Source organism: Corynebacterium ulcerans, assembly GCF_000767685.1.
Taxonomy (GTDB): domain Bacteria; phylum Actinomycetota; class Actinomycetes; order Mycobacteriales; family Mycobacteriaceae; genus Corynebacterium; species Corynebacterium ulcerans.
The window spans coordinates 487,485-512,459 of record NZ_CP009622.1 but is presented as its reverse complement, the minus strand read 5'-3'; the positions used below and the strand labels follow the sequence as shown (position 1 = coordinate 512,459).

Here is a 24,975-nt window from a genome sequence, read left to right as displayed (position 1 = left end):
TAAGATTATTGCCATGTCTGCATTCGCTCATATCATTTTCGACCAGCCTGCAATACCGCCAAACACAGGGAATGCGATCAGAATGTGCGCAGGGACTGGTGCTCATTTACACCTTGCAGGCCCTCTAGGTTTCAACCTTGAAGAGAAAAATCTACGTCGAGCTGGACTCGATTATCACGATCTCGCTGAGGTCAGCGTCCACGAAAGCCTGGAAAGCTGTTTCGATTCTCTCCCACATACTCGTGTCTTTGCTTTCACCACTCATGGGGAAGTTCACCACTCGGATGTCGTATGGCAGCCTGGGGACGCACTCCTTTTTGGCACCGAGCCAACTGGTTTAGCAGAAGCAACTTTGGCGCATCCTCGCGTTACCCAGCTAGTTCGCATCCCGATGCTACCGGGACGGCGCTCCATGAATCTCTCAAATGCCGCTGCCGTAGCGGCCTATGAAGTGTGGCGCCAATTGGGCTATCCCGGCGGAGTTTAATCGATCAAAGCGCTAGTTTTTCGACGCCGACGTCCCCGTCACGTTAATCGCCCACAGGCTAGCGTCGGCAAGCGGAACATCTTTTCCGTCCACTGAGATAAGGCTCATTCCTGGGTATGCGGGTTGTTTGATTGTTACGGATACACCTGGCAATACGCCATGCTCCGCGAGATACCGCAACAAGTCTGGATCGCGATCATGAATTCGTTCCACAATCACGGTTTCACCAATTTCAAACTCGCCGAGCTCTCGTGTTGGGACAGAATCGACGATTCCTTCCTGAGAAGGAATCGGATCGCCATGCGGATCTCGTGTTGGGTGGCCCAGGTGGGCGTCGATACGCTCAAGCAATCTGTCAGAAAGTGCGTGCTCTAAGATTTCGGCCTCTTCATGGACTTCGTCCCACGTGTAACCGAGCGTGTCAAACAGGAACATCTCAATAAGCCGGTGCCGGCGAACAACTTGAGTGGCAAGGATGTTACCGGCGTCTGTGAGTAAAATGCCCCCATAGCGCTCATGATCAAGGAAGCCCCGTGCGACGAGTTTTTTTACCGCTTCAGAAGCCGTCGACGTTTTCTCAGACATTCTAGAGGCGAGTTCACCCAGTGGAACGGGCTTTCCGGTGGCTTCGTGTAGATCCCACACGTTTTTCAAGTAGTCCTGGGACTTTTGAGGGAGCTCAGAGACATGCATACTCCGTAGAATACACCGGCCACCACCGCGATCGTTCCACCGGCCGATAGGTTGAAGGCTACAGCGATCCCTAGACCAACGAGCCCTATGCTTACGCCCACCATGGGTGCGAGCCATAACAATTTGGTGGGGCTGGCGACAAGGAAGTGTAATCCTGCGGTGGGTGCTGCGATAAGCGCGATAGACAAAATCGTTCCGATGGCTGGAATAACGCACACCACTGTTGCCACAATCATGCCGAGTATCAGGGACTCAGCCAGCTTCATGTTTCCGCCTGCGGCACGGAATCCCATCTCATCAAAGCTGTAATAGACGAGGTGTTTCTGGAAAGAATTGACGATTCCTACCGAAACCACCAGCACCACCCCCGCTATAACAACATCCAAAACCCTCACCGTAAGAACTGAACCGGCTAAAAACCCTTCGATTCTGATAGGCAACGGTGCGAACCATTTGTTAAGGAAGTAGCCGAGTGCAAAGCTTACTGTGAGTATGATCCCCGCAGAGGCTTGTGATGACTGTCCACGGATGTGAGTGAGCCATCGCATCGCTACGGCCATGAGGACACACATGATGAGGGCCCCAAGGTAAAGACCATCACGCCCCAGGATCACGACGCCCACAATCGCCCCGGGGAATGTGGCGTGAGTGATGGATTCGGTGAAGAATACTCGTTGCTTCAGCACGGTGAAGACGCCGACGAGTCCACAAAGAGCACCTACGATGATGAGTTCTAGGATGGGGAGGGTGAGGACGTCGATTAGCATGGTGCATCACTCTTTTCCACTCGATGTCCAAGCCTTGATAGACCTAGCGCTAGGAAGTACATAGCTACTACGGAGAGGGCAACGGCCGCTTGCGGGGAGATCCGTGCAGAAACTCCCGTTATCCATAGACCGAAGTAACCTCCGATCAGGCCCACCGCCATAGCAATGGGGACCATGTGACGGATGCGCGTACTCACGAGGCGAGCTGCGGCACCGGGGATCACTAAGTAGCCGATGACAAGAAGCGTTCCGATGGCTGTCGACGCAGAGACGACGACGGCTGCGATTGCGACGTTGATGGCGGCGTCGTAAAGCACTACGTTCACGCCGGAGGCTTTCGCACCCAGGCGATCAAAAGCGACAAAAATCTGATTTCTCCATGTAACCACCATGATGAGGACGGCAACCGCACAGACGATAAGTGCCTCCCCTAAACGTTTGTCTGTCGACTCGAGCAATCGCCCAAACATCAACGCCTCAAGCTGCCCCGATAAATCGCCCTTTTTCAGAGATAAGACGACACCTGCGGAAAAAAACGAAGTAAGAACGATGGCGGTCCCGGCTTCCGAACGACGCGACGCGAAAGTGAGGACTACTGCCACTACTACTGCGACCACGGAAGCATACGGAATGATCGATTCTTTCCCACCAAACACCGCCCCAGCCACTATTCCAGGGAAGACTGCATGCACCACGGCCTCCGCATTGAACTCTAATTTGCGGAGATTAACAATCACTCCCACCAGCCCCGACACAATGCCAAGAACAGTGAGAAGAATAATTGGGCGCAGGAGATAGGGCGGGATATCGAGGAATTGTGCTAGCTCGTTAACCACGAGGTCCTCCATAGGCGCGGGCGATGAGGTCGGGAGTCATCACGTCGTCGATGGCGCCAAAAGCAATCTGCCTACCAGCCAGAAGCAACGCTTTATCGCAGGTTTCCTCAGCCAGCGACAGATCGTGGGTGGACACGACGACTGCCACGCCTTCGCGTTTAGCGGCATCGATGATGCGCAGCAACTCTTTGCGATTTGGCTCGTCAAGCCCGTTGAAGGGTTCGTCGAGAAGCACTAATTTAGGAGTCGCCACAAGGGCACGGGCGATGAGCACGCGCTGACGCTGCCCGCCTGAGAGCTCACCAAAGCGTTTCGACGCCCGATCCAGTAGCCCCACCCTCGTCAATGCAGCGTCAACCCTCGGATCCTTTGCAGGGTTCTTTCGCAAAAACGTGGGTTTCCATCCCGACTCGTTGTACAGCCCCATCGCTACAACGTCCTTTGCGGTCACCGGAAAAGTTAGATCCAAATCCGCAGATTGGGGAACATAGCCAATGGAATTGTTGGTGCCTCGGTCGACGATTGTTTGGAAAGAATCGACGATTCCTACAATCCCCTTAAGCAACGTCGTCTTCCCCGCCCCATTCGGCCCTATCAACGCGAGAGCCTCACCGGGATATAGTTTGCCTGTCACCCCTTGTAGCGCGACATTTTTGTTAGGCCCCTTGCCATAAGCAAAACTCGCGTTATCAAACTGAAGAACTGGTTTGTTCACGTCTAACTTTCGTGTTGTGGTGTTATCAGTATTCATGGGTCATTCATGGGTTTCTCTAGAAAAACAGGCGAGGACCTTCATACGAAGGCCCTCGTAGCTCTGTGTTTAAAGCTGGTTTAAGGGATCAGCTCAGCGAGGCTGGCTTCTCCGCAAGTTTGCCGCCCCATCCTTCTACAAGAGTCTCCACGTTGTGGACGATTGATTGAATGTACGTAACGTCAGGACCTAAGGAATCCCCGTAGAGCTCTCCACCGAGTTTCACCCCGGCGGCCTTTGCCACAGCTTCAATGGAACGCGAACTGTTGGAGTTCTCCGCGAACAGCACCTTGGCACCAGACTCACGAACCTGGGCTGCGGCCGAATTGATGTGATCGGCGGTAGCGTCTTGCTGAGCGTTGAAGTCGGAGAGCGCAGCCCCGATGAACTTCACGTTATAGTCCCGCGAAAAGTAGCCAAAAGCGTCATGCGAGGTAAAAAGAATACGTTCTGTCTCTGGGACGGATGCCAGGGAATCAGAGATCCACTTATCTAGGTCAACAAGCTTTGCGACGTACCCATCCACCCGTTTCTTATACTCAGCCGCATGATCAGGGTCGGCCTTTTCCAATGCTTTTCCAATGTTTTCCACTTGGGTCTTCGCATTACGGGGGCTTGTCCAAATATGCGGATCGTGGGTGAATTCAGGCTGGCTTTCGCCTTCTTCTGGAGGGAATGGCCACTTCGCTATAGACACGCCTTCAGAGGTATCGACAGTAGTCCCGGCAAATCCCGAGGACGTAACGGCATTGTCTAGGAAGTGTTCAAGGTCGATGCCGTTTTTCAGGAGCAGATCGGCTTTAGATAACGCGTCCATTTGTTCACGAGTCATCTCGTGCTCGTGTGCTGAAGCGTTGGGGGCGAGCAGACACGTGAGGTTAATATCGGCGTCGATGTTTTTCACGTAATCGCAGATTTGGGTGGTAGTCGCCACAACTCCGAGTTTGTTATGGTCCTTGTCTTTATTGTTGCCGGCACTTGAGCATCCGACAAGGGCAAGGGAAACGACCATTCCTGCGGCCAAACCGCGGGCAAGTTTAGACATGAAATGCTCCTGTTTGAAAAATATTCCAAAACAGAAGCTAACACCACATTTCACCTATATCAAGACAGTTCATTCAACACGTTGAACTCTCTACCCCTTAAATAGTTCACCAGCTCCCGCGCCTGCACCTGATCCAGATCCCGCCCCTGCATCAGCACTGGCCCCGTCACAAGATCTAAGCGCACGGTCTGCAGCCTCAACAGCCTCTGGATCGGCCCTTGAACCACACTAAGCTCCTGAATATGCGCCGTTTCCACCACGGCAGCGCGACGACGAAGCCACCCAAACCGCGTCGCCACATAGCCGTCGAAAAGCTTTACTGTCTGGTTACTCACATCCAACGGGGAAATCCACCGTGCCCGGCGCGGGCTTATAAAAGTGGGGTCACTCTCTCGCCGCGGATCGAGGGAAATTCCAGTGAGCTCATTCACTAAGCCCATTGCCTGGGCAAGGGTGCCCACTGGCAGCAATGTTGTCGTCCCCGCCTTTTTATCCTTAACTCCGTAGCCCACGACCGAGACCCGCACTCGCCACCAACCGAGAAAGCGCCACAATGTGGGTTGCGAAATTTCCACAGCGTGAATCCTCGACAAAGGAATTGATTGCTTTCGACGATCCGCTAGTCCATAAGACACATGGATGCTCGGTTCCTCCGTGTCATCAACAAAGCTGGACTGAAACTTCCATCCTTTATCAATCACCCCCCATGCGGAAGGGACGATTCCCACCACGAAAGGCAGGGCCGCGGCAGCTCCACCAGGAACCAGAAACAACAGTCCCACGCAACACAACCACGTCCCATGCGTCAATGCGGTGCCCAGCAAAATCTTCGAAACCTGGAGATGTTCCCCCGATTGTTCGACAGGCTCCCCCAGCAGCTCACGCCGAACGGCCTCCCCCTCCTCACGAGTCAAGTAGCCAATAGTCAACACAGAATCCCGGCCACCTGCGGTCTCTACACGTACCTCCACCACACGAAATATTCGCGCAATGACCGATTCCACAATGTCTACCGCCTGAATACGATCACGCCTGGCAGAACGCAACTTCGCATTAAGAACGCCGCGGGCAACGGTGACGTCTTGTTCCGTAATGTCAAAGCCTTCTGACTTCCACCACAGTCCTGACACCGCCCACACCACAAGCACACTCAGCAGTACCGCTCCCACGGCATAAAACACATAATCCTGATGCTCAACAACAAAACGAATCTCATCCTGGTCAATATTGACCACCAACAAAGACACAAGCGCTAAGATCCCGCTCCAAAAACGAAGCAATGGAGTTAGCCGATGCACCCTGCGCATGCCAGCTACCCGCTCCGCCCTGGACAACACACACTCGCCCTGAACTTCCGAGGTCATAGCCCGCTCATCCTCTCCCGGGCTTTCTCCGACAACCTCCGCCTAAGCTCATGAGCTTGATCGACCTCCAGGCCAGGTATTGCAGAATCGCTCGTAGAGGACGCAGTATGCAGCTCGACGCGAGCAAGACCAAAACGTGAAGCTATAGGCCCCTCGGTGACGTCGACAAATTGGATCCTGCCATAGGGCACCACGGTGAGCGTCCGCCACATTTTCCCCTTAACGATCAGCAATTCGTCGTCACGCTCTTCCCAACCGAGGTTTCGCACCTGCAAAGGAATAAGCCACGCCACCCACAACGCAGCCACCAGCGTAACGACGCCACCCGCCCACAGCCAAGAACTCCACACATATGCAGAGATGGCAAAACCAACAAAAGCGACCACGAAGCAAGGCATCAACGCAATAAGGCGAGCCGCGACGAGTTTGGAGGAAACCGGGTTCACAACGACCATTTTTACAAAGGTGGGAAAGAATCGTCGATTCTTTCCCACACATCTTCTCTATCACCCTTCCACTCACCACTGAATGAATTTATTCAAAAATAAAATCGATAAATTTAATACCCGGATCACATAGACTACAAAATATCCGCTTTACAGGTGTTTTACACGACCATATCCCCAAAAAGAACGCCACATTAGAACGTGCACGCTATAAAAATACGATCAATCACTAGACAAAGCTGTACATTTTGACCGACCTCAACTACTGTCCCAGTGATAACCGCATAACCCTTGAGGATTTCCATCTTCGCCTGAGTAAAAATAGGCACTGAACAGTGACGATCACACTGCCCCTCAGAGCCCATACACATGATTCAGCCGTCATGATCGTCCACGCAAGGGCCAATGAGGTTACCGAGCTGTCTATAGATAAGTGACCTTCGGCTGGCGTCGAAAAGCTTTCTTGCTCACCCTTTTTATTTCATAACACCCGAACAAAATCTCACTAAAGGACTCCACAATGAAACTGCGCCGCAGCCTCGCTGTTATCGCCGCATCCGCGCTCGCCGCAACGGGTTTAGTAGCATGCTCCTCCGATGCCAAGGACGGAACCACCATTAAGATCGGCACAACGGACTCCACAAAGAAAGCATGGAGCGCCTTCGAGGACAAGGCCAAGGAAGCCGGAATCAAACTCGATATCGTCGACTTCTCTGATTACTCCACCCCCAACGACGCCCTGAACCAGAACCAAATCGACGTTAACCTCTTCCAGCACCTCAAATTCCTCGCAGAATACAACGCAGGAAAAGGCGCTGACCTCACTCCTGTTGGAGCCACCGAAATCGTCCCTCTAGCTCTGTTCTGGAAAGGGCACGACTCTTTAGACGGTATCGACGGCGAATCCATCGCCATCCCCAACGATTCCTCGAACCAGGGCCGCGCGATCAACGTACTTGTCCAAGCTGGATTGCTCAAACTTAAGCACGATGGCCTAGTCACGCCAGCACCCGCAGACATCGACGAAGGGGCCTCCAAGGTCAAGGTCACCCCCATCGACGCAGCCCAGACGACTGCCGCCTACGGCGAGGGCAAGCCTGCCGTCATCAACAACTCATTCCTAGATCGAGCTGGCATTGATCCAAAGCTCGCCGTTTTCCAAGACAATCCCGAGTCCCAAGAAGCCGAGCCTTATATCAACGCCTTTGTTACCAAAGCCGATAAGAAGGATGACCCGAACATCGCCAAGCTTGTCGAGCTATGGCACTCCGCCGAGGTTCAAGAGGGAGTCAAGGAAGACTCCAAGGGCACTTCCGTTGAGGTCAAGCGCTCCCCTGAGGAACTACAGAAGATCCTCAAGCGACTTGAAGAGGCCCAAAGTAAATAACGGTTTTCCGCTTTTCGACGCCCACCCCAGCCACATCGCTGGGACGGGGCGTTTATGCCTTGTAGCCCTACAGCCCCCTAACTCACCCCAGTGCAGAGTAGACCAAGCTGTACAAAATAAGTTCGCTCGACTACTCTGCCAGCGATAACAAAAATTCAACTGATTCTCATAAACAACTGCAACATCCTGCCGAAGAATTGCCAGAAGGAAGAAAACACACGTCCATGAATATTCGTCACAGCATCGCGGCCATCGCGGCGGCGGCCATCGCAGCCACCGGACTTGTCGCTTGTTCTTCGGAAAGAATCGACGATTCTGTCCGAATCGGCACCACTGACTCCACGAAAAAGGCATGGACAGTCTGGAAAGACAAAGCGGCAGAAGCGGGAATCGCACTCGATGTCGTCGAGTTTTCAGACTTTTCCACTCCTAATCAAGCTCTCAGCCAAAACCAACTAGACGTGAATTTGTTTCAGCATTTGAAGTTCCTTGCCGAATATAACGTCAAGTCTGGCTCCGATTTGGTGCCTGTCGGTTCGACCGAGATTATCCCTCTGGCGCTGTTTTGGAAGGGCCACGATTCGCTCGAAGGAATTGAAGGAAACTCCGTGGCGATTCCTAATGACCCGACAAATCAAGCTCGTGCTTTGAATGTTTTAGTGTCCGCAGGCCTGCTCAAGCTTAAAGATGGCAGCCCTGATCTCCCTGCGCCGGCAGACATCGATAAGGAAAAATCCAAGGTCTCTGTCACTCCGGTTGAGGCGGCTTCAGCACCGGCGGCTTATGGCGAGGGGAAACCTGCAGTCATCAACAACACTTTCCTCGATCGTGCAGGGATCGATGCCAAAACCACGATTTTCCAAGACGATCCTTCTTCTGCAGAGGCAGAGCCTTACATCAATGTGCTAGTTGCCAAGAAGGAGAATAAGGACGACCCCAGGTGGCAAAAGCTTATCGAGTTGTGGCACACCCCCGAGGTGCAGGCCGCACTCGCAGAAGATTCAAAGGGGACCTCTGTGGAAGTCAAGCGCTCGCCTGAGGAGCTACAACAGATTCTCGATCGACTTCAAAAGCAATCCTAAAGTTTGGCCCACGTTTTACGCGTTTAACAGCAGAAGGCATTCCCTATGAACGGAACCCGTATCGAGTTTGAAGACATCACCAAAGTCTTCAGCTCAGGTAAGAAAAATATCACCGCACTCGATGGTGTCACCTTGACCGTCGAGCCGGGCGAAATTCTCGGCGTCATTGGTTACTCTGGCGCCGGAAAATCAACACTCGTCCGCATGATTAACGGCCTAGACTCCCCAACCTCGGGGCATCTGCGTCTGGATGGCACTGACATCGTGGGCATGCCTGAGAAAAAACTCCGCAGCATTCGTGCTGGTATTGGAATGATCTTTCAGCAATTCAACTTGTTTAGCTCTCGCACGGCTGCCGGAAATATTGAATATCCGTTGAAGCTGGCGGGCGTCGAGAAGCAGGAGCGTAAGCGGCGTGTCGACGAGCTCCTCGCATTCGTGGGGCTCTCCGATCGCGGCGGCAACTACCCCGAGGAGCTATCGGGCGGGCAAAAGCAGCGCGTCGGCATTGCGCGTGCGCTCGCCAACAACCCGGCGCTTTTGCTTGCCGACGAAGCCACCTCAGCGCTGGATCCAGAAACCACGCATGAAGTCCTCGACCTTTTGCGTAAGGTCAATCGCGAATTGGGGATCACCATCGTCGTGATTACTCATGAGATGGACGTTATCCGCTCTATCGCCGACAAGGTTGCGGTCATGGAAAACGGAAAAGTGGTCGAATACGGCAGCGTCTACGAGGTCTTTTCGCATCCGCAGACGCGCGTGGCCCAGCGCTTCGTTGCTACGTCGTTACGCAATACTCCCGACGCCATTGAATCAGAGGATCTTCTGGCGCACGAGGGCCGACTCTTTACGATCACCCTCTCCGAGGACTCGGGGTTTTTCACCGCAGCAGCACAGGCCAAAGATGCAGGAGCCGGAATCGGGATCGTGCACGGTGGCATCACTACGCTGCAGAAACATTCCTTTGGCAAAGTCACTGTCCGCCTCACCGGCGCCGATAACGTCATTGATGACTTCTTCGCTTACCTTGCCACCACCACCGACATCCAGGAGATCCAGCGATGACCACTCAGATCCTCGCCGCCAACTGGTCCCGCCTTGGCGACACCTTCACCTCCGCCATCGTGGATACCCTCATCATGGTGTCAGTTACTCTCGTCGTCGGTGGCCTGCTGGGGCTTGCCCTCGGCGTCTTGCTGTACACCACCCGCGCCGGCGGAATTTTGCACAACAAATTCATCTACACCGTTATTAATATCTTGGTGAATTTTGTTCGCCCAATCCCGTTTATCATCATGATTACGGCATTCGGCCCACTCACGCTGGCGGTAGTGGGTACGACCATTGGTCGCGAAGCCGCCATGTTCATCATGTCCATCGCCGCCACCTTTGCCGTTGCGCGCATCGTGGAACAAAACCTTGTCACAATTGATCCCGGCGTTATCGAGGCAGCCCGTTCCATGGGAGCAAGCCCTTGGAAAATCATCACGTCGGTGATCGTCCCCGAGGCCCTAGGACCGCTAGTCCTCGGCTACACCTTTATCTTTATCGCCATCGTGGATATGTCTGCCATGGCCGGCTATATCGGCGGCGGCGGTCTCGGAGACTTTGCCATCGTCTACGGCTACCGTGCTTACGATTGGGAGGTCACCTACGTAGCAACCTTCGTGATCATTCTTATCGTGCAGATCGCACAGCTCTTTGGTAACTGGCTGTCAAAGAAAATCATGCGACGATAGAAAGAATCGACGATTCTTTCCCGTGGGGCGCCATACTTTTCTTGTATGGTGCCCCACTTTTCTGTCTTCATAGATCTAACAGCTTGCGGTCAACTAAACGACTCATGGCTACTGTCTCACCACTGAATCAACAAACCAGGCTTTTCCCGTTGTCGGAGGGTTTCCACATGACGCCACAACGCCGTCCACTTCCGCCTCGTGCATGGTCACGGTCCAAGACCGGTCGCCTGATGCCTCGGTGATGAGGGAAGAATCGTCGATTCTTTCCCACACAAACTGCCCAAGCCGTGGTTTTTCGCCATTGCTCGCCACGTGCTCTGCCACCGCGACCTCGGCTACTTGTCCCTCAGGTGCCCAGATACCTCGGCCACGGCACCCGGGGAGGAAGAGCTCCCCGCGCCGTGCGGTGCGATAAAGCTCTTGCGACGCAACCTCGTTGAGCCTGCCCCATGCGTATCCCCACGGCATCAGAACCATAGAGGGAGCAAAGCGATGCCCCTTGGTATGGCTGCATTCCCAAATAGGAGCTTCTGGGAAGGCTCTGCATAATGATGCCGCAATGGGCCGACCTTTGACCGCGCAACAAACGTCTCGTTTTGCGTGGGTACAAATGAGAAGGATCGGGTCATCAACTTGCGTTGCCCCGTTTTTTCCTGGCCCCGAGAGGTCCAAAGAACAGACGTCTTCGGGGTTTTCTACTGTCAAGGTTTCCGCGATTCCTGCGGATCCAAACACTAAGTACACCGTTTTGAGTGGCTTATCGACGTGCCCAGCCCGGCCCGGCTTCCGGATCAAATAGAGTCCTACGCCCAGCGCTTTAAGTCTCGAAGACACTTCCGCAGTGAACGTACGTCCATCAAGGATGTCGTGGCTCCATGCCCCGGTGTGCTCCAGCAGCACATACGTATCGCCCACTTTGGAAGTTCCGGGTAGCGGCTCGATGTGAACGTCAGAGCACAGGTCAGTCATGACGATTAGCGTACCGTGTAATTAAGTAAGGTGCAGCTAAGCCCGGTCTGTGTGCTCAATACGCGAAAACAGCCATGAATTAAGCTGCATCACACTTGAAGCGTATCTCAATTTCACAACGATTAGCTGGAATATCGCTCCTAGGCTTCATTATGAGTCACCTGGCGCGTTACGGTAGGACACATGAATGAACATCCAGTTGGCAGTTACTCGCGTTGGAAGCTGTCCGCTGCTGCGCTTGCAGCTGCCCTAAGCGTGACGGGACTAGCCGCATGTTCTACACATGAAGCTTCTGCGCCGAACGATGCTGTTGCCTCAGCATCTACGCACTCGGAACTGCCCTCAGCACCGGCATCCTCGTCTAATGCCGGCCTGACTCCTTTAGGCGATGCCAACAAAGAAGCAAAAACGCAGCGCCCGGAGAAGTCCGAATCCATCGTCACAGGTGTCCGAGTTGGGCATCACGAGACCTTTGATCGCGTGGTATTTGATATCGAAGGGACTGGAACCCCCGGCTGGTTTGTGGACTACACGTCTTCTCCGACGCAGCAAGCAAGTGGTAACCCTATCCAGGTTCGTGGCAAGGCAGCGCTCAACGTTAATATTGACGGCACGCTGCTTCCTTTTGAGCTCGGCAAGCAGGATCCACAGATCGGCACTGTGCAGGGCGCCGGAAACATCACCGAGGTTAAATCTGCTGGCACCGTAGAAGGCCGTTCACAATTTGTTATCGGTTTGGACGCCGAACACCCTTATTCGGTACAGATTGTCCCCGATCCCACACGCGTTGTGATCGACATCCGTTCCCAGTCCTAGCGACCTAATCTAAGTCGCGAGAATGCGCCCAGCGAGTCAGCGCATGCCTATTCGACTGCTGGGTCTTCCGGAGAATATTCGAAGCATGCGTTTCGACGGTTTTGACCGATATGAAAAGCTGCGCCCCAATTTCTTTATACGTGTACCCACGGGCCAGCAATCGCAGCACTTCCAATTCTCTCCGGGTCAGCGCATCCACCACTGGATCAGAAATCTGCTTGCCTTCTTCTACTTCTCTATCGGTTTCCGGCGAATCGACGACCCCAGCCCCCATGGGATCAGGGCGGGCAAATGCGTCGAGGACAAAGCCCGCTAGTCGTGGTGAAAACACGGCATCGCCGTCGTGCACCCGCGTTATGGCGTCGACAAGCTCTGTGCCCGAAATCGTTTTTGTCACGTATCCTCTGGCCCCCGCGCGAATCACGGAGATCACGTCTTCAGCAGCATCAGAAACGCTCAAAGCCAAAAAACGCGCAGGCGTTTCGACCCCACGCAACACTGCTACCCCGCCGCCGTCAGGCATGTGGACGTCGAGAAGCACGACATCGGGTTGTGAAGCATCAATCCCCGCCACGGCCTCGCTGACAGTCCCAGCTTCTCCTACGATCTCCACGTCACCTCCGATCTCAGCGCGAACGCCCGCACGGAACACAGAATGATCGTCAACGAGAAAAACCTTCATGCTTCCTATTGTTTCTTGAAAGGCATGCGAATGGCTACCTCGGTTCCCGATGAATTATGAATCTGCACGTCACCGCCAGCGCGCTTCACACGCCCCAGGATAGAATCGCGAACGCCATGCCGGCTCTCATCCACAGCCTCAAGGTCAAACCCCGGCCCACGATCCCGCACAAAAATAGCCAGCTCCTCAAAACACTCCGCATACACATCCGCAGAGCTCTCCCCCGAATGCTTCGCCGCATTCACCATCGCCTCACGCGCAGCCAACACCGCGGACTTCGTCGATGCGTCCAATGGCCGGTCCTCCCCCACGATCACAGGCGAAATTGTTATGGCAAACATGTCTTCTACCTCGCCGCAAGCCCGCTCGATCGCCTTAAAAACCGTGGCATCCTCCCGTGGGGAAAACAACCACTGTCGCAATTCCCGCTCCTGCCCCCTAGCTAATCGACGCACCTCCGGATCCTCTGAGTGCTTCTGGATCAGCGCCAAAGTCTGCAGCACCGAATCGTGAATTCTCGCCGCAATCTCCGCCCGCTCATCAGCCGCAGCCTTTTCCGCCCGCTCTACGCTCAGCCTCTGCAACATCCGCACCACAAAAGGCACCACTAACGCCGCCACACCAGCCAAAGTGAGAACCACCGTAATCACAGCAGAACCAAAAAACTGACGATCCTGCCACTGGACAGCCGCAAACAGCACCCCCACAAAAACTAACGACGCCCCCGCCCCAATCATGGTCACCGCATAATCAGAATTAATCCGGTCATAAGCGAGCCATGCCAACAACACGCCAACACCAATGATCGCAAAAGCCGCCACAGCCCCCGAAGAAATACCTGCCGCTTTCCCAAAAAATCCTGAGACGCCAAACGCTCCGGCTAATGCTGCGACCGCTAGAAACCAGTTTGTTGATTGCGTCCACGCCGATGTTTCAGAAGTCTTTCCGGAAAGAATCGTCGATTCTTTCCGGAAAGACTTCGACGTCGTGAAGATCCACAAAGCTGTATAAGCCATCACCCCTACCCCATTGCATAAAGCTAATACGGCAAGTCCAATCCGAACTTTTACCACGCTAACCCCAAAATACCTGGCTAGCCCTGCAGCGACGCCTCCGATGACGTTGTTATCGCGGTCTCGATAGAAAGGAGGATAGGCCTGTTGCATGCATGTTATCTTCCCATAGCGTCCCTGATTCTCCATCAGGTGAGACCCTGATTTTTGATGATTCAGGGTCTTCCCCGATGTGCGTTTCTGTATAAGCGTTCACAATAGAAAGCATGAACGAGACACTTCATCAGATGTGGGACACTCGCCCAGTACGTTTACCTCGCGATCAAGGCAGCGAGGCGAAGCTCTTAGGTGTCTGTGAGGGCATTGGAGTTCGTTACCAAATCGACCCAACCTTAGTACGCATCTTTTTTGTTATCTTCGGTTTTTTGGGCGGCGGTATTTCCTTATATCTCATCGCTTGGCTGCTCATGCCAAAGTATTCGCTTGTGAAAGCACCTGTAGATTTGTTGCGTCAAGACGCCTCCATCAAAGACAACAAAATCTTGCGTAGCGAACGAAACACCGGATGGGTCTTAATCCTGGTGCTCTTTGTGATAGTTTTTTCATCCGGAAACTCAGATACAGCGCTGTTTGGGGCAGGTCATTTTGGCGCATTCATCGCGTTCTTCCTCGCGTGGTATCTGTTGCACCAACGCACCCCTGAGCCCCCAGCAGGATTGTTGCAACAGCACACAGATACTTCAGGTCCGCACGTAGATCTGAGCTCTTATAGTCCGGTGGATGGATTCGATGCACCGTTTACCGCACAACAGCCACCCGCATGGGATCCACTAGGAACCGCACCTTTTGCCTGGGATCTTCCGGAACCTGGCCCAGCTCCACAGCCTAAGAAACGCCGTAACCCGTGGATCAGAGGACTGATGTGGTTCGCTAGCGGCATTGTCATCGTTGGCATCCTCATCGCTGCGTTGCTTGGTCCTCGGGAAGGAATCGACGATTCTTTCGGAGACATCGACGCACGGCCCGCCACCGCCACACAGCTTGCAGACTCCTATACTCTCCGAGCCGGCGACATTCACCTCGACCTTAGCCGTATTGAGTCTTTGGATAAGCCTCGTCAGGTTCAGGTTCAGACAAAGGTCGGAGACGTGCACGTCCGATTGCCGGAAAAAGTACGGGTGGAGGTCAGCTGTGAGACACGAATCGGCGATAAGCACTGCACCGAGGGAGTATATAACCCTGATGCGCAGGGTGAAACACTGAAGCTGCGGGTGACCAGTGCCATTGGCGATGTCACGGTGCAACCGACGAGTTAAGAATCGAGTTGAGTTCGGACCTCTTCACAGAGGTTTCCGAGCTCGTACCAGTCGGCTTCGTCGATATGCTCAAGGCGATAGTCCTCGGGGCTGAGAGCATAATGTTTGAGGGCTATGGCCAAGGGGAGGATGCGTTCGGAGGTGGCGTCGATACGCATCATACGATCGTGGGGACCGCCGATACGCGCAAGGTTAAAGCGCCCCACTTTCTTGGATTCTAGGATCAGCACCGAGAGGTCAAGAACCACCTGGAATGCTGAATCGAAGTGAAAACCGCCTCCGTCGAGGGACGCCTCGGTGTAGTTTCCGTGGAGTTCGTCGAGGTGAAAATCTTGGAAGATTTCCTCAATGGTGACTACTTCACTTTTGGAGTCAAGGTACTGCGTCAAGGTACGACTATCAGCAGAATCGCCGAAGAATCTTCCCCAGTAGGTATCAATAATCATCGCAGTATCCTTCCTCGTGCGTTTACTGCAACCAGAGTCTAGACCCAATTATGCGCCGTTTGTATTCGCGAAACACACTAATAAAACGCCAATGGCTACCGACAACTCGGTAGCCATTAATCAGCGCTTACTCCCACTCGATGGTTCCTGGGGGCTTGGAAGTGCAGTCGAGGACCACGCGGTTAACGTCTGGCACCTCGTTGGTGATGCGCGTAGAGATCTTCTCCAAGACCTCATAAGGCAAGCGCGTCCAGTCTGCAGTCATCGCGTCTTCGGAAGAGACCGGGCGCAGCACAATCGGGTGACCGTACGTGCGGCCATCGCCTTGAACGCCCACGGAGCGGACGTCGGCAAGCAACACCACAGGGCACTGCCAGATCTGATCGTCCAAGCCAGCGGCTGTGAGCTCGGTGCGGGCGATAAGGTCGGCGGCGCGCAAGGTCTCGAGGCGATCCTCGGTGACCTCGCCGATAATGCGGATGCCCAGACCTGGCCCTGGGAAGGGCTGGCGGTTCACGATCTCCTCGGGCAGTCCTAGCTCTCGTCCAACAGCACGAACTTCGTCTTTGAAGAGCAGACGCAGCGGCTCAACGAGCTTAAACTCCACATCATCAGGGAGTCCGCCAACGTTGTGGTGGCTCTTGATATTCGCGGTGCCTGCGCCACCACCAGATTCAACAACGTCCGGGTACAAGGTACCTTGGACAAGGAAGTCTACGCTCGCTCCCGGAGCGCTTTCCAGCACGTCGGCGACAGCGCGCTCAAAAGAACGGATAAATTCCGCCCCGATGGCTTTGCGCTTTGCCTCTGGCTCAGTGACACCAGCCAGCTTATCTAGGAAGGCAGCTCGCTCGTCAACTGTTACGAGCTTAGCGCCTGTCGACGCCACAAAGTCCTTCTGTACCTGCTCACGCTCGCCGGCGCGCAGCAGGCCGTGGTCCACAAAGACGCAGGTGAGACGATCACCGATAGCGCGCTGCACCAGCGCTCCCGCCACCGCAGAATCAACGCCACCGGAAAGACCGCAAATCGCGCGTCCCTCAGGGCCAACCTGATCCCGAACCGCCTGAATAAGCTCTTCAGCGATATTTGCCGCAGTCCAATTCTGTTCCAGCCCTGCGATCTCTGTGAGGAAGCGAACCAGAACCTCCTGGCCGTGCGGCGAGTGCAGCACCTCGGGGTGATACTGCACACCCGCCATGCGCTTTTCGACGCATTCAAACGCCGCCACCGGAGCGCCCTCCGAGTGGGCAGAAACGACGAATCCTTCCGGAGCTTGAGACACAGCATCGCCGTGACTCATCCAAACTTTATGGGTCTTTTCTAGGCCTTCATGCAGTACGCCGCCCTCAACAACCAGTTCGGTGCGTCCGTATTCGCGGTTCCCTGTGTTGGCTACAGTTCCCCCAAGCGCATGGGTCATCGCCTGGAATCCATAGCAAATACCGAAGACAGGGATTCCTAATTCCAGCAGTGCTGGGTCAAGAGACGGTGCCCCGGTCTCATACACAGACGAGGGGCCACCCGACAAGACTAGCGCCGCAGGATTTTTGGCTTTAATTTCTTCAACGGTCGCGGTATGCGGAACCACTTCCGAATAGATCTTTGCTTCACGGACGCGCCGGGCAATGAGCTGCGCATACTGAGCGCCGAAGTCGACGACTAGTACCGGATTATGTTTTTGGGGAGTTTGCTGTGTCACGCTGCATACACTACCGCATGGGCTAGGCCCCTAGATACCGGGGCTTAGCGAGGGGCGTCGAGAAGCTTTATCCCAAGTGGACATGCGGATGCGGTTTTCCGTCCTTATTAGCGCGCCGAATTATCTCGTGGACTACAACTGCATTTTGCCCTTTACCGATAGCCAGATAGCGCAACATATCACGCACAGGAGAACCTGGTGACCAAGAAAAGTACACATCCACATTCCCCCGGTGGTGCATATCCACTGCGAGCGCCGCAATCGCATTAGGAATGGCCGCGGATTCGGTGCGAAGGATCGTATGATCGCCACACACGTGCCCGGTGACCACGAGCGCTGAGCTAAATTCGCTTGCGTCTCGTATCCCTACCTCTAAAAAGATGACGGGCTGAGAATCTGGAATGTGATTGCGGGCCCGGACCTCGTGTTCTTTGCGCTCGTATTCAGCTGGGTCATCGGAGCCTATGGAATGCGCAATGATCGCAAAGGGGCCACAAGTGGAATCGATGATGCGCAGTGCCTTCTCGTCATAAGAAATAATGGGACTCCGCAGTTCAAAGGCCCTACCCACGCGAGAAACCATAGATACCACGATGATCGCCACGATAAACCAAAAAGCCACTTTGAGTCCCTCGGGGCGCTCAACCATGTTGGTGATTGTGGTATAGCCCAAAACCAACGTCACCAGGCCGTAAGCGAACGGCTTCCAACACGGACCGTGTTTGCGCCGAACGTCCACAGCGGCTGAAAGCGTGACTGCTAATGCCCCGGAAAGCAAAAGAACCAGCACACCCGTGGCATAGGCCCCAGATTGCTTATCCACGTTTGCCCTAAAAATTATGGCTACGACAAAAGTAATAACGGCCACCACTTTCACCATCGGGCGCGTCTTAGCCACCCACGCTGGGGCCATGCCATAACGCGGTAGATAGCGCGGAATCAGGTTAATCATGCCGGCCATGGCTGAAGCACCAGCGAACCAGAGAATCATCACAGTGACCAGGTCATAAGCCCCACCAAAGAACGGACCAAACTGCTCGTGGGCGAGGTAGGCGAGGGCGCGTCCGTTGGCGGGGCCGCCGTCGATAAGCGAATCTGCAGGTACGAGCAGGGTGACCACGATCGACGAGGCTATGAGGAACACGCTCATGATAGATGCAGCCACCAGCAATAGCTTCCGCCCGGCGCGCACCTTTCCCGTGCGGCCTTCCGTGCCGCCGTCGATCTGAGGTATCACCGCCACTCCCGTTTCAAAGCCGGAGAGGCCCAATGCAAGTTTGGGGAAAACCAGCAGCGCCACGAGGATGATGCCCAGCGGATGTGGATGCGCGACGATCACAGAATGCCACCAGTCCCCCACCATAGAGGGGTGCAGGCCGATTCGGATGAGCCCTGTGGTCACGATAATCGCGGTCAGAACCAGATAGACGCTGACTAATACCACGGACACCCTGATCGCCTCAGTGAATCCCCGGTAGAACACCAATGCCAACGACGCCAACATAGCGATCGTCAGAGGAATCGTCCACGGGCTAGACGTCGTATGCAACAAATGCGCCGTTGCGTCTGAGGCCGACAGCGTCATGGTGATGGTGAAGTCCGTTGCAGCAAACCCGAGCAGGACAAGGATCAGGAACTTCCCTTTCCAACCACGCACAAAGTGGGACAGAACTGCGATGGATCCTTGTCCGTCTGGCGACTCGCGCGCAATACGCCGATAAACGGGCACTGCGCCCAGCATCGTCACAGCAACAAGCACCAGCGTGGCTATAGGCGCCAACGCTCCTGCAGCAACAACTGCGATGCCGGGCTGGTAACCGAGCGTGGAATAGTAGTCCACACCAGTCAGGCACATGACCTTCCACCAAGGGTGCTTGGTGGCTGGGGACTCCTGTAACCGGCGATCCCTCTTGACCAGATGCGTCATGAAAGACAGTTCTACGCCTAGGAAGGCCCAAGACCAATAGCTCTCACTGTGCAATAAATCACTACGCTACGGTTCCTAGGTTTATTGCTTATCGACGCCATCACAAAACGCCGGCCCTATGACAGGGATACCGGCGTTGTGTGGGAAAGAATCGACGATTCTATCGGATCGTCAGCTCAACTTTTTGGAAGCTCTTCAGATCCGTGTAACCGCACTTAGCTAGAGCGCGCTTGAGTCCACCAACAAAGTTTTCTTCGCCGAACACGTTTGCAGACGGCCCGTGCAAGACGACCTCGAGGCTGACGCGCTCCGTAGTTGGAATAATCCCAACGGTTCCCACAATGCCTCGTGGAAAGCGCGGATGTGCTGCAGCCGATGGCCAGAAGAGGCCTTTTCCTGCAGCTTCGGTGGCCCTGGCGAGGGGTTCTCCAAGGATGACTGCGTCTGCGCCGCATGCGATGGCTTTGACGGCTTGTCCCGAGTTATTGATGTTTCCATCAGCGATCACGTGGACATAGCGTCCTCCGGTCTCGTCAAGGTAGTCGCGACGCGCTGCAGCCACGTCTGCGATAGCGGTGGCCAAGGAGTCGTCGATACCTAAGGCTAGGTCGTTGGTGTTTGATCCACCGCCAGCGATAATGCCGACTGCACCAGCGCGCATGAGGTGAAGTGCAGTGGTGTAATCGCTGACGCCGCCAGCGATTACTGGCACATCAATCGATCCGATGAATTCTTTGAGGTTGAGTGGCTCGCCACTTGTCTCTACGTATTCAGCAGAAATGATGGTGCCTTGGATGATGAGCAGATCAGCTCCAGCCTTGATGAGCAAAGGCGCAAGCTCGCGGCACTTTTGTGGCGATACGCGCACTGCCACAACGGCCCCTGAATCGCGTACCTGGGCAATCCGCTCTGTGAGCAGATCTTTATCTAGTTCTGCAGCATGCAGTTCCTGCAGTTTCTTGGTGGCTCGGCCAAGCGATGCTAGATCAAGCTCATCTTCGCCATGCGCCTCCACGATCTCGTTGATTGCTGCATCCAAGTCTGCATGACGGCCCCATAGGCCTTCCGCGTTGATTACGCCGAGTCCACCTTGTTTGTCCATCTCGATGACAAATTCGGGGCTTGCCAACGCGTCGGTGGGATGGGACATGAATGGCACTTTGAAAGTGTAGGCGTCGATGTGCCACGTAGTATCCACATCTTTGGAGGACCGTGTGCGACGCGCTGGTACGACCGCGATGTCATCTAGGTCGTAGGTGCGGCGAGCCTCACGGCCAATTCCGATTTCGACGTAATCACGCATGATGAAAAGGAACCTTCCCGGTTTTATTAGTGGTAGTTAGGTGCTTCGACTGTCTGCTGAATATGGTGCGGGTGTGATTCGCGAAGCCCAGCAGAAGTAATTTGGACGAAGCGAGCGTTCCACAAATCATTTATCGTAGCTGATCCGGTGTACCCCATGGATGCTCGCAGACCTCCCACAAGCTGATGCGTGATGGCCTCGATGGAACCGCGGAATGGGACGCGTCCTTCGATTCCTTCCGGAACAAGCTTGTCTTCGCTCTTAACATCCGCTTGGAAGTACCGGTCTTTGGAGTAGGAGCGCTTTTCACCGCTGAGCCCGCGGCCCTGCATTGCACCCATGGACCCCATACCGCGGTAGCGCTTATACTGCTTTCCGCCCACGACGACGATCTCGCCGGGTGATTCGGTAGTTCCTGCCAGCATGGATCCCAGCATCACAGAGGACGCTCCAGCTGCCAGTGCTTTTGCTAGATCGCCGGAGAATTGCATACCGCCGTCTGCGATAATTGGAACTCCTGCGGCATGAGCCGGGACGGAAGCTTCCATAATCGCAGTGATCTGGGGTGCGCCCACGCCTGCGACGACGCGGGTCGTACATATTGAGCCAGGACCAATACCGACTTTGATTGCGTCGGCGCCTGCTTCAATCATGGCTTTTGCGGCCGAGCGAGTGGCGAGGTTTCCGCCAATCACATCAACGCGGTCTCCCCATTCCTTCTTAACACGGGAAACCATATCCAAAACACCACTGGAGTGCGCGTGCGCGGAATCGACCACGAGCACGTCCACGCCGGCGTCGACAAGCGCTCCAGCACGAGTCCAGGATTCCTCCCCTACTCCGATGCCGGCGCCAACCAACAGTCGGCCAGTGCTGTCCTTAGAAGCATGTGGGTACTGCTCGGTCTTTACAAAGTCCTTCACCGTGATCAGACCGACAAGTTTTCCTTGCTTATCGACGATCGGCAGCTTCTCCACTTTATTAGCGCTAAGCAGATTCAACGCCTGCTGCTTTGTCACGCCTTCTTCTGCCACGACAAGCGGCATCCGGGTCATGATCTCCGAGACTTTGATGCTGAAATCTTGCTCAAAACGCATATCGCGGTTAGTGCAAATTCCCAAGAGGGTTCCGTTGTCATCGACTACCGGCAATCCGGAGATTCGGAAGCGAGCACACAGTGCGTCCACTTCCGCGATGCTCATGTCGGGGGAACACGTAACTGGATCTGTCACCATGCCAGATTCAGAGCGCTTCACTGTCTCTACGTGCTGGGCTTGTTCCTCTATGGAAAGGTTGCGGTGCAAGACTCCCATGCCGCCTTCGCGCGCCATCGCAATCGCCATGCGTGCCTCCGTAACCGTATCCATAGCTGCAGAGACGATCGGAATGTTGAGCGATATATTGCGGGTAAGCTGCGTAGATGTAGACACTTCACTCGGAATGACGTCAGATGCGTCAGGGAGAAGGAGAACATCGTCAAATGTCAGGCCAACGAGAGCCACTTTGTCTGGGTTGTCGCCACCAGTAGATACGCGCTGCTGCGTCATCTATGTACTCCTACCAAAGGTAAATATGTGACCGCTGTGGGTGCATGCATTCGGGAAAAAGGGCGTTTTCACGCTCTACCTAGACTAACCCCTACCAGCATTTTGCAGGAATCCACAGGTGGACTTGCAGATGCTTGCCCATGCTTAGACAGACCAATATGGTTAAGCACGTGAACTTTGACTGGCAAATGCCCCGCGACCCCTTCGCCGACGATCCGAATGACCCCGCATCGTTTTTAGATGAAGACGAGCCCTTGCCACCACTCAGCGAAGCTGAGAAAAAACACATCGAAGAAGACCTGCGGCTGGTTCAGCGGTTCAAAAAAGTCCTACAGCCCCGTGGTATCAACGGGATTTTCTTCCTCTGCGAAGACTGCAACGAGGAACACTATTACGACTGGGACATCATGCTTGAAAACATCCGAGCCACCCTCAATGGCGAGCTTAGCCCAGTCCACGAGCCAAGTCTCAACCCCAACACCCAAGCCTATGTCCCTTGGGATTATTGCCTAGGATACCTCGACGGACTCGAGGCTCCCCGCTTCTTCTAGTCGCGGCCGAGCCTCACAGCCCCTGCCGTGGCTAGTGGATCTGGAATTGATCCGGCTGCGGCAGCTCAACTACAGGGGTTGGCACAGCCGTCGAGACAACAGCCGAGCTACTTGGCGTTGTGGAACGATCAGTACTTGGGGCCACTGATGTAGAACGTGCCGGGGTGGGCTCCACAGTCACGGTCTCCGTTACCGTGGTAGTCACGGTAGCAACTACTGGTTCAGCAGAAGCTTCTGGCTCAACTGGTGGAGGGACTGGGGTTACTGTAGTGCTGCGTTCAACCTGTTTGATTCTTTCCTCAGCCTGCGCACGATCGCGAGCGTTGAGTATGTTGACCAATTCTCGAGCTTGCTCAAGCAGTTGGCGCGCACCCTCCTTATCGCCCTTCGCATTAAGATCATTTGCTTGATCCAGCTTTGAGGCAAGAGCTACTACAGCCTCAGTATTTGTGGTTTGCCCAAAGAATTTTTGATTCAACGCATACAAGGCGGAGCCTTCACCTGCGTTATAAATAGCGGTGCCGCCACCGGCAATGATGAGCGTTGCCGCCGCCGCACCAACCAAGGCATGAGCAAAGGCGTTACCCCACCTACGACGAGGAAGCTCAATAACCTCGGCCACGGGGGCGTCGATAAGCGCGGAAGACTCCGGTACTGCGTCCTCTACCGGGGCGAATTCTCCGGTGGGGAACTCCTCCGCCGAGCCAAGACCTAACATAGCCAGAGTAGGAGCCTGCGGAACATCAGTCTGGATCTCAGCACGGGCTTCCAAGAACAACCGAGCCAACGGGTCCTGCCCATCGGTAGGGTCAACGCCCTGAGATAGGTGCGTCAGAAACTGGTCGTCTGCCTGCAACTGTTCAACAGATTGCGTGGCCTCGACCTCGTCTCCCGCCCAGCGGCGTTCTGTCATCCTTAGTTCTCCTGCTCTAATGCCTTGCGCAATGTGGCAAGTGCTCGATGTTGCGCTACGCGCACTGCACCTGGCGTGCTACCAACGATCTCCGCTGTTTCTTCAGCCGAGAGCCCCACAAAAACTCGAAGAGTAATAATCTCGCGGGGCTTATCACCTAGTAAATCGAGAAGTTCCTTAACTCTGTTACTACCAGCCGCTACCAGCGCAAACGATTCCGGTGTGTCGAGTTCCACCTCAGTTTCTGGAACATCCTCAGTGGGATTTGCAACATCACGGGAATACGCCCGGTGAGCGTCAGCGACTTTGTTGGAGGCGATACCGTACACAAAAGCCATGAACGGCTTCCCCTGATCGACGAACTTGCCTATCGACGTAGCCACCGCCAAGCAAATCTCCTGCGCCACATCCTCTGGGGTGGGATGTCGCCCGCCGCTCAAGCGGATACGCGAGTAACTCAACACCTTCGGGTAAATGATGGAGATAACCCGCTGCAGCGACCGAGAATCACCCCCGGCAGCGCGCGGTACGAGACTTGAGAGCTCAGTCTCTGCTTCGGCCACTGCTAGCCCTTTCTTTTCCATCACTCGTGTGCAGAAACCGAGCCTTCTAAGCACGGTTACTGGCGGCGCTTCTAATTCAGGTACGAATCACCGCGTTTATCTAACGATACAAAAAATAAATAATACCTAGGACATAGCCTCAGTTATCAACTTTAGCCTTAGCGAGGATTCTGGAAAGAATCGTCGATTCTTTCCAGAATTTCCTCCCTCTTCCCTCTTCGTCCATGCCTTGTTTACTTCGTGCCTTCACAATCAAGAACGCACCCTCATATTTAGAGTCTGCCCCAGCCCACTGGCACGTCTGTGACATGCCACTGATATAAGGAATCACCCTTCATATGAACAACATTGATCTATTACCGGCTCCGCAAGCTCAATTATGGGATTGGCAATTGCATGGAGCATGTAGGGGAACCCAATCGGAAATTTTTTATCATCCCGAAGGCGAACGCGGCCTGGCCAGACGGTCCCGGGAACGTAAAGCAAAAGAAATTTGTGCTTTATGTCCTGTTATGCGGAATTGCAGACAGCATGCACTTCAATACGCTGAGCCCTATGGAATCTGGGGTGGTCTCTCCGAATCTGAACGCACAGCACTGTTAGGGCAGAGGACCAGCTAAAAGAGCA

The 24,975-nt window shown here is 54.5% G+C and carries 26 protein-coding genes; 9 read left to right on the top strand and 17 right to left on the bottom strand.

All coding sequences use genetic code 11. From position 1 onward, the window contains the following. Positions 1–13 precede the first annotated feature (13 nt). Complete coding sequence (locus CULFRC11_RS02420) at positions 14–487, top strand: tRNA (cytidine(34)-2'-O)-methyltransferase (RefSeq protein ID WP_013910881.1); 474 nt, start codon at positions 14–16, stop codon at positions 485–487. A 12-nt stretch (positions 488–499) separates the two neighbouring features. Here the strand turns inward: CULFRC11_RS02420 and CULFRC11_RS02415 are convergent, their stop codons facing one another. The 7 genes from CULFRC11_RS02415 to CULFRC11_RS02385 all read right to left on the bottom strand — a co-directional run bounded on the left by CULFRC11_RS02415 (position 500) and on the right by CULFRC11_RS02385 (position 6,398). Beyond that, a complete protein-coding gene (locus CULFRC11_RS02415) occupies positions 500–1,180 on the bottom strand; it encodes a metal-dependent transcriptional regulator (protein ID WP_013910880.1) in 681 nt (226 codons plus the stop codon). Next, complete coding sequence (locus CULFRC11_RS02410; protein ID WP_023635210.1) at positions 1,138–1,947, bottom strand: metal ABC transporter permease; 810 nt, start codon at positions 1,945–1,947, stop codon at positions 1,138–1,140. Before CULFRC11_RS02410 ends, CULFRC11_RS02415 begins: the two co-directional genes overlap by 43 nt. Further along, positions 1,941–2,783, bottom strand: coding sequence for a metal ABC transporter permease (locus CULFRC11_RS02405; protein ID WP_023635209.1), 843 nt, complete (start codon positions 2,781–2,783; stop codon positions 1,941–1,943). The genes CULFRC11_RS02410 and CULFRC11_RS02405 overlap by 7 nt, the downstream gene beginning before the upstream one ends. Beyond that, on the bottom strand, positions 2,776–3,534 hold the full coding sequence (locus CULFRC11_RS02400; protein ID WP_023635208.1) for a metal ABC transporter ATP-binding protein: 759 nt from the start codon (positions 3,532–3,534) through the stop codon (positions 2,776–2,778). The genes CULFRC11_RS02405 and CULFRC11_RS02400 overlap by 8 nt, the downstream gene beginning before the upstream one ends. An 88-nt stretch (positions 3,535–3,622) precedes the next feature. Then, the gene (locus CULFRC11_RS02395; protein WP_013910876.1) at positions 3,623–4,579 is read right to left on the bottom strand and encodes a metal ABC transporter substrate-binding protein; all 957 of its coding nucleotides are present in this window, start codon (positions 4,577–4,579) and stop codon (positions 3,623–3,625) included. A 59-nt stretch (positions 4,580–4,638) separates the two neighbouring features. Continuing rightward, positions 4,639–5,886 carry a PH domain-containing protein gene (locus CULFRC11_RS02390; protein ID WP_031270045.1) on the bottom strand — a complete coding sequence of 416 codons (1,248 nt, stop codon included), beginning with the start codon at positions 5,884–5,886 and terminating at the stop codon, positions 4,639–4,641. Between the two features lie 53 nt (positions 5,887–5,939). Then, entirely contained in the window at positions 5,940–6,398 is a 459-nt protein-coding gene (locus CULFRC11_RS02385; RefSeq protein WP_173578892.1) for a PH domain-containing protein, read from the bottom strand. 511 nt (positions 6,399–6,909) lie between these two features. Between CULFRC11_RS02385 and CULFRC11_RS02380 the strand changes: the two genes are divergently transcribed. The 4 genes from CULFRC11_RS02380 to CULFRC11_RS02365 all read left to right on the top strand — a co-directional run bounded on the left by CULFRC11_RS02380 (position 6,910) and on the right by CULFRC11_RS02365 (position 10,600). Next, complete coding sequence (locus CULFRC11_RS02380; RefSeq protein WP_023635205.1) at positions 6,910–7,776, top strand: MetQ/NlpA family ABC transporter substrate-binding protein; 867 nt, start codon at positions 6,910–6,912, stop codon at positions 7,774–7,776. Positions 7,777–8,000: 224 nt separating this feature from the next. Further along, on the top strand, positions 8,001–8,858 hold the full coding sequence (locus tag CULFRC11_RS02375) for a MetQ/NlpA family ABC transporter substrate-binding protein (RefSeq protein WP_023635204.1): 858 nt from the start codon (positions 8,001–8,003) through the stop codon (positions 8,856–8,858). A 45-nt stretch (positions 8,859–8,903) separates the two neighbouring features. Then, complete coding sequence (locus CULFRC11_RS02370) at positions 8,904–9,926, top strand: methionine ABC transporter ATP-binding protein (protein WP_023635203.1); 1,023 nt, start codon at positions 8,904–8,906, stop codon at positions 9,924–9,926. Continuing rightward, positions 9,923–10,600: a methionine ABC transporter permease gene (locus CULFRC11_RS02365; RefSeq protein ID WP_013910870.1), complete on the top strand. Its 678-nt coding sequence runs from the start codon at positions 9,923–9,925 to the stop codon at positions 10,598–10,600. The genes CULFRC11_RS02370 and CULFRC11_RS02365 overlap by 4 nt, the downstream gene beginning before the upstream one ends. A 108-nt stretch (positions 10,601–10,708) precedes the next feature. On the opposite strand, the gene CULFRC11_RS02360 is transcribed toward CULFRC11_RS02365, so the two are convergent. Continuing rightward, positions 10,709–11,569 carry a ferredoxin family protein gene (locus CULFRC11_RS02360; RefSeq protein ID WP_023635202.1) on the bottom strand — a complete coding sequence of 287 codons (861 nt, stop codon included), beginning with the start codon at positions 11,567–11,569 and terminating at the stop codon, positions 10,709–10,711. Between the two features lie 183 nt (positions 11,570–11,752). Between CULFRC11_RS02360 and CULFRC11_RS02355 the strand changes: the two genes are divergently transcribed. Then, entirely contained in the window at positions 11,753–12,385 is a 633-nt protein-coding gene (locus CULFRC11_RS02355; protein ID WP_013910868.1) for an AMIN-like domain-containing (lipo)protein, read from the top strand. Between the two features lie 4 nt (positions 12,386–12,389). On the opposite strand, the gene CULFRC11_RS02350 is transcribed toward CULFRC11_RS02355, so the two are convergent. Both CULFRC11_RS02350 and CULFRC11_RS02345 read right to left on the bottom strand, forming a co-directional pair. Continuing rightward, entirely contained in the window at positions 12,390–13,067 is a 678-nt protein-coding gene (locus CULFRC11_RS02350; RefSeq protein ID WP_023635201.1) for a LuxR C-terminal-related transcriptional regulator, read from the bottom strand. Positions 13,068–13,072: 5 nt separating this feature from the next. Then, positions 13,073–14,233 carry an ATP-binding protein gene (locus CULFRC11_RS02345; protein WP_023635200.1) on the bottom strand — a complete coding sequence of 387 codons (1,161 nt, stop codon included), beginning with the start codon at positions 14,231–14,233 and terminating at the stop codon, positions 13,073–13,075. A gap of 104 nt (positions 14,234–14,337) precedes the next feature. On the opposite strand from CULFRC11_RS02345, the gene CULFRC11_RS02340 reads away from it, so the two are divergent. Then, complete coding sequence (locus tag CULFRC11_RS02340; RefSeq protein ID WP_031270041.1) at positions 14,338–15,396, top strand: PspC domain-containing protein; 1,059 nt, start codon at positions 14,338–14,340, stop codon at positions 15,394–15,396. Here the strand turns inward: CULFRC11_RS02340 and CULFRC11_RS02335 are convergent. From CULFRC11_RS02335 to guaB, 5 genes are all read right to left on the bottom strand, one after another. After that, positions 15,393–15,842: an imm68 putative immunity domain-containing protein gene (locus CULFRC11_RS02335; protein WP_023635198.1), complete on the bottom strand. Its 450-nt coding sequence runs from the start codon at positions 15,840–15,842 to the stop codon at positions 15,393–15,395. The genes CULFRC11_RS02340 and CULFRC11_RS02335 overlap by 4 nt on opposite strands. A gap of 127 nt (positions 15,843–15,969) precedes the next feature. After that, positions 15,970–17,544, bottom strand: a complete 1,575-nt coding sequence (gene guaA / locus CULFRC11_RS02330) for a glutamine-hydrolyzing GMP synthase (RefSeq protein ID WP_023635197.1) — start codon at positions 17,542–17,544, stop codon at positions 15,970–15,972. A 67-nt stretch (positions 17,545–17,611) separates the two neighbouring features. Further along, positions 17,612–19,471 carry an APC family permease gene (locus CULFRC11_RS02325; protein WP_031270038.1) on the bottom strand — a complete coding sequence of 620 codons (1,860 nt, stop codon included), beginning with the start codon at positions 19,469–19,471 and terminating at the stop codon, positions 17,612–17,614. A 160-nt stretch (positions 19,472–19,631) separates the two neighbouring features. Further along, positions 19,632–20,774, bottom strand: coding sequence for a GuaB3 family IMP dehydrogenase-related protein (locus CULFRC11_RS02320; RefSeq protein WP_023635195.1), 1,143 nt, complete (start codon positions 20,772–20,774; stop codon positions 19,632–19,634). A 26-nt stretch (positions 20,775–20,800) separates the two neighbouring features. Continuing rightward, on the bottom strand, positions 20,801–22,321 hold the full coding sequence (guaB, locus tag CULFRC11_RS02315; protein WP_014525361.1) for an IMP dehydrogenase: 1,521 nt from the start codon (positions 22,319–22,321) through the stop codon (positions 20,801–20,803). A 140-nt stretch (positions 22,322–22,461) separates the two neighbouring features. Between guaB and CULFRC11_RS02310 the strand changes: the two genes are divergently transcribed. Further along, positions 22,462–22,872, top strand: coding sequence for a DUF5319 domain-containing protein (locus tag CULFRC11_RS02310; RefSeq protein ID WP_013910858.1), 411 nt, complete (start codon positions 22,462–22,464; stop codon positions 22,870–22,872). A gap of 31 nt (positions 22,873–22,903) precedes the next feature. Here the strand turns inward: CULFRC11_RS02310 and CULFRC11_RS02305 are convergent, their stop codons facing one another. After that, a complete protein-coding gene (locus CULFRC11_RS02305) occupies positions 22,904–23,785 on the bottom strand; it encodes a hypothetical protein (protein ID WP_023635194.1) in 882 nt (293 codons plus the stop codon). A 2-nt stretch (positions 23,786–23,787) separates the two neighbouring features. After that, a complete protein-coding gene (locus tag CULFRC11_RS02300) occupies positions 23,788–24,369 on the bottom strand; it encodes a sigma-70 family RNA polymerase sigma factor (RefSeq protein WP_023635193.1) in 582 nt (193 codons plus the stop codon). 317 nt (positions 24,370–24,686) lie between these two features. Here CULFRC11_RS02300 and CULFRC11_RS02295 point away from each other — a divergent pair, with 317 nt between their 5' ends. Then, positions 24,687–24,968, top strand: a complete 282-nt coding sequence (locus CULFRC11_RS02295; RefSeq protein ID WP_023635191.1) for a WhiB family transcriptional regulator — start codon at positions 24,687–24,689, stop codon at positions 24,966–24,968. The last annotated feature ends 7 nt before the right edge of the window (positions 24,969–24,975 follow it).

Coding starts and splice junctions, on each gene's coding strand:
- CULFRC11_RS02420 (WP_013910881.1), top strand. CDS start 14: ATGTCTGCATTCGCTCATATCATTTTCGACCAGCCTGCAATACCGCCA.
- CULFRC11_RS02415 (WP_013910880.1), bottom strand. CDS start 1,180: ATGCATGTCTCTGAGCTCCCTCAAAAGTCCCAGGACTACTTGAAAAAC.
- CULFRC11_RS02410 (WP_023635210.1), bottom strand. CDS start 1,947: ATGCTAATCGACGTCCTCACCCTCCCCATCCTAGAACTCATCATCGTA.
- CULFRC11_RS02400 (WP_023635208.1), bottom strand. CDS start 3,534: ATGAATACTGATAACACCACAACACGAAAGTTAGACGTGAACAAACCA.
- CULFRC11_RS02395 (WP_013910876.1), bottom strand. CDS start 4,579: ATGTCTAAACTTGCCCGCGGTTTGGCCGCAGGAATGGTCGTTTCCCTT.
- CULFRC11_RS02390 (WP_031270045.1), bottom strand. CDS start 5,886: ATGCGCAGGGTGCATCGGCTAACTCCATTGCTTCGTTTTTGGAGCGGG.
- CULFRC11_RS02385 (WP_173578892.1), bottom strand. CDS start 6,398: ATGGTCGTTGTGAACCCGGTTTCCTCCAAACTCGTCGCGGCTCGCCTT.
- CULFRC11_RS02380 (WP_023635205.1), top strand. CDS start 6,910: ATGAAACTGCGCCGCAGCCTCGCTGTTATCGCCGCATCCGCGCTCGCC.
- CULFRC11_RS02375 (WP_023635204.1), top strand. CDS start 8,001: ATGAATATTCGTCACAGCATCGCGGCCATCGCGGCGGCGGCCATCGCA.
- CULFRC11_RS02370 (WP_023635203.1), top strand. CDS start 8,904: ATGAACGGAACCCGTATCGAGTTTGAAGACATCACCAAAGTCTTCAGC.
- CULFRC11_RS02365 (WP_013910870.1), top strand. CDS start 9,923: ATGACCACTCAGATCCTCGCCGCCAACTGGTCCCGCCTTGGCGACACC.
- CULFRC11_RS02360 (WP_023635202.1), bottom strand. CDS start 11,569: ATGACTGACCTGTGCTCTGACGTTCACATCGAGCCGCTACCCGGAACT.
- CULFRC11_RS02355 (WP_013910868.1), top strand. CDS start 11,753: ATGAATGAACATCCAGTTGGCAGTTACTCGCGTTGGAAGCTGTCCGCT.
- CULFRC11_RS02350 (WP_023635201.1), bottom strand. CDS start 13,067: ATGAAGGTTTTTCTCGTTGACGATCATTCTGTGTTCCGTGCGGGCGTT.
- CULFRC11_RS02345 (WP_023635200.1), bottom strand. CDS start 14,233: ATGCAACAGGCCTATCCTCCTTTCTATCGAGACCGCGATAACAACGTC.
- CULFRC11_RS02335 (WP_023635198.1), bottom strand. CDS start 15,842: ATGATTATTGATACCTACTGGGGAAGATTCTTCGGCGATTCTGCTGAT.
- CULFRC11_RS02325 (WP_031270038.1), bottom strand. CDS start 19,471: ATGACGCATCTGGTCAAGAGGGATCGCCGGTTACAGGAGTCCCCAGCC.
- CULFRC11_RS02320 (WP_023635195.1), bottom strand. CDS start 20,774: ATGCGTGATTACGTCGAAATCGGAATTGGCCGTGAGGCTCGCCGCACC.
- guaB (WP_014525361.1), bottom strand. CDS start 22,321: ATGACGCAGCAGCGCGTATCTACTGGTGGCGACAACCCAGACAAAGTG.
- CULFRC11_RS02310 (WP_013910858.1), top strand. CDS start 22,462: ATGCTTAGACAGACCAATATGGTTAAGCACGTGAACTTTGACTGGCAA.
- CULFRC11_RS02305 (WP_023635194.1), bottom strand. CDS start 23,785: ATGACAGAACGCCGCTGGGCGGGAGACGAGGTCGAGGCCACGCAATCT.
- CULFRC11_RS02300 (WP_023635193.1), bottom strand. CDS start 24,369: ATGGAAAAGAAAGGGCTAGCAGTGGCCGAAGCAGAGACTGAGCTCTCA.
- CULFRC11_RS02295 (WP_023635191.1), top strand. CDS start 24,687: ATGAACAACATTGATCTATTACCGGCTCCGCAAGCTCAATTATGGGAT.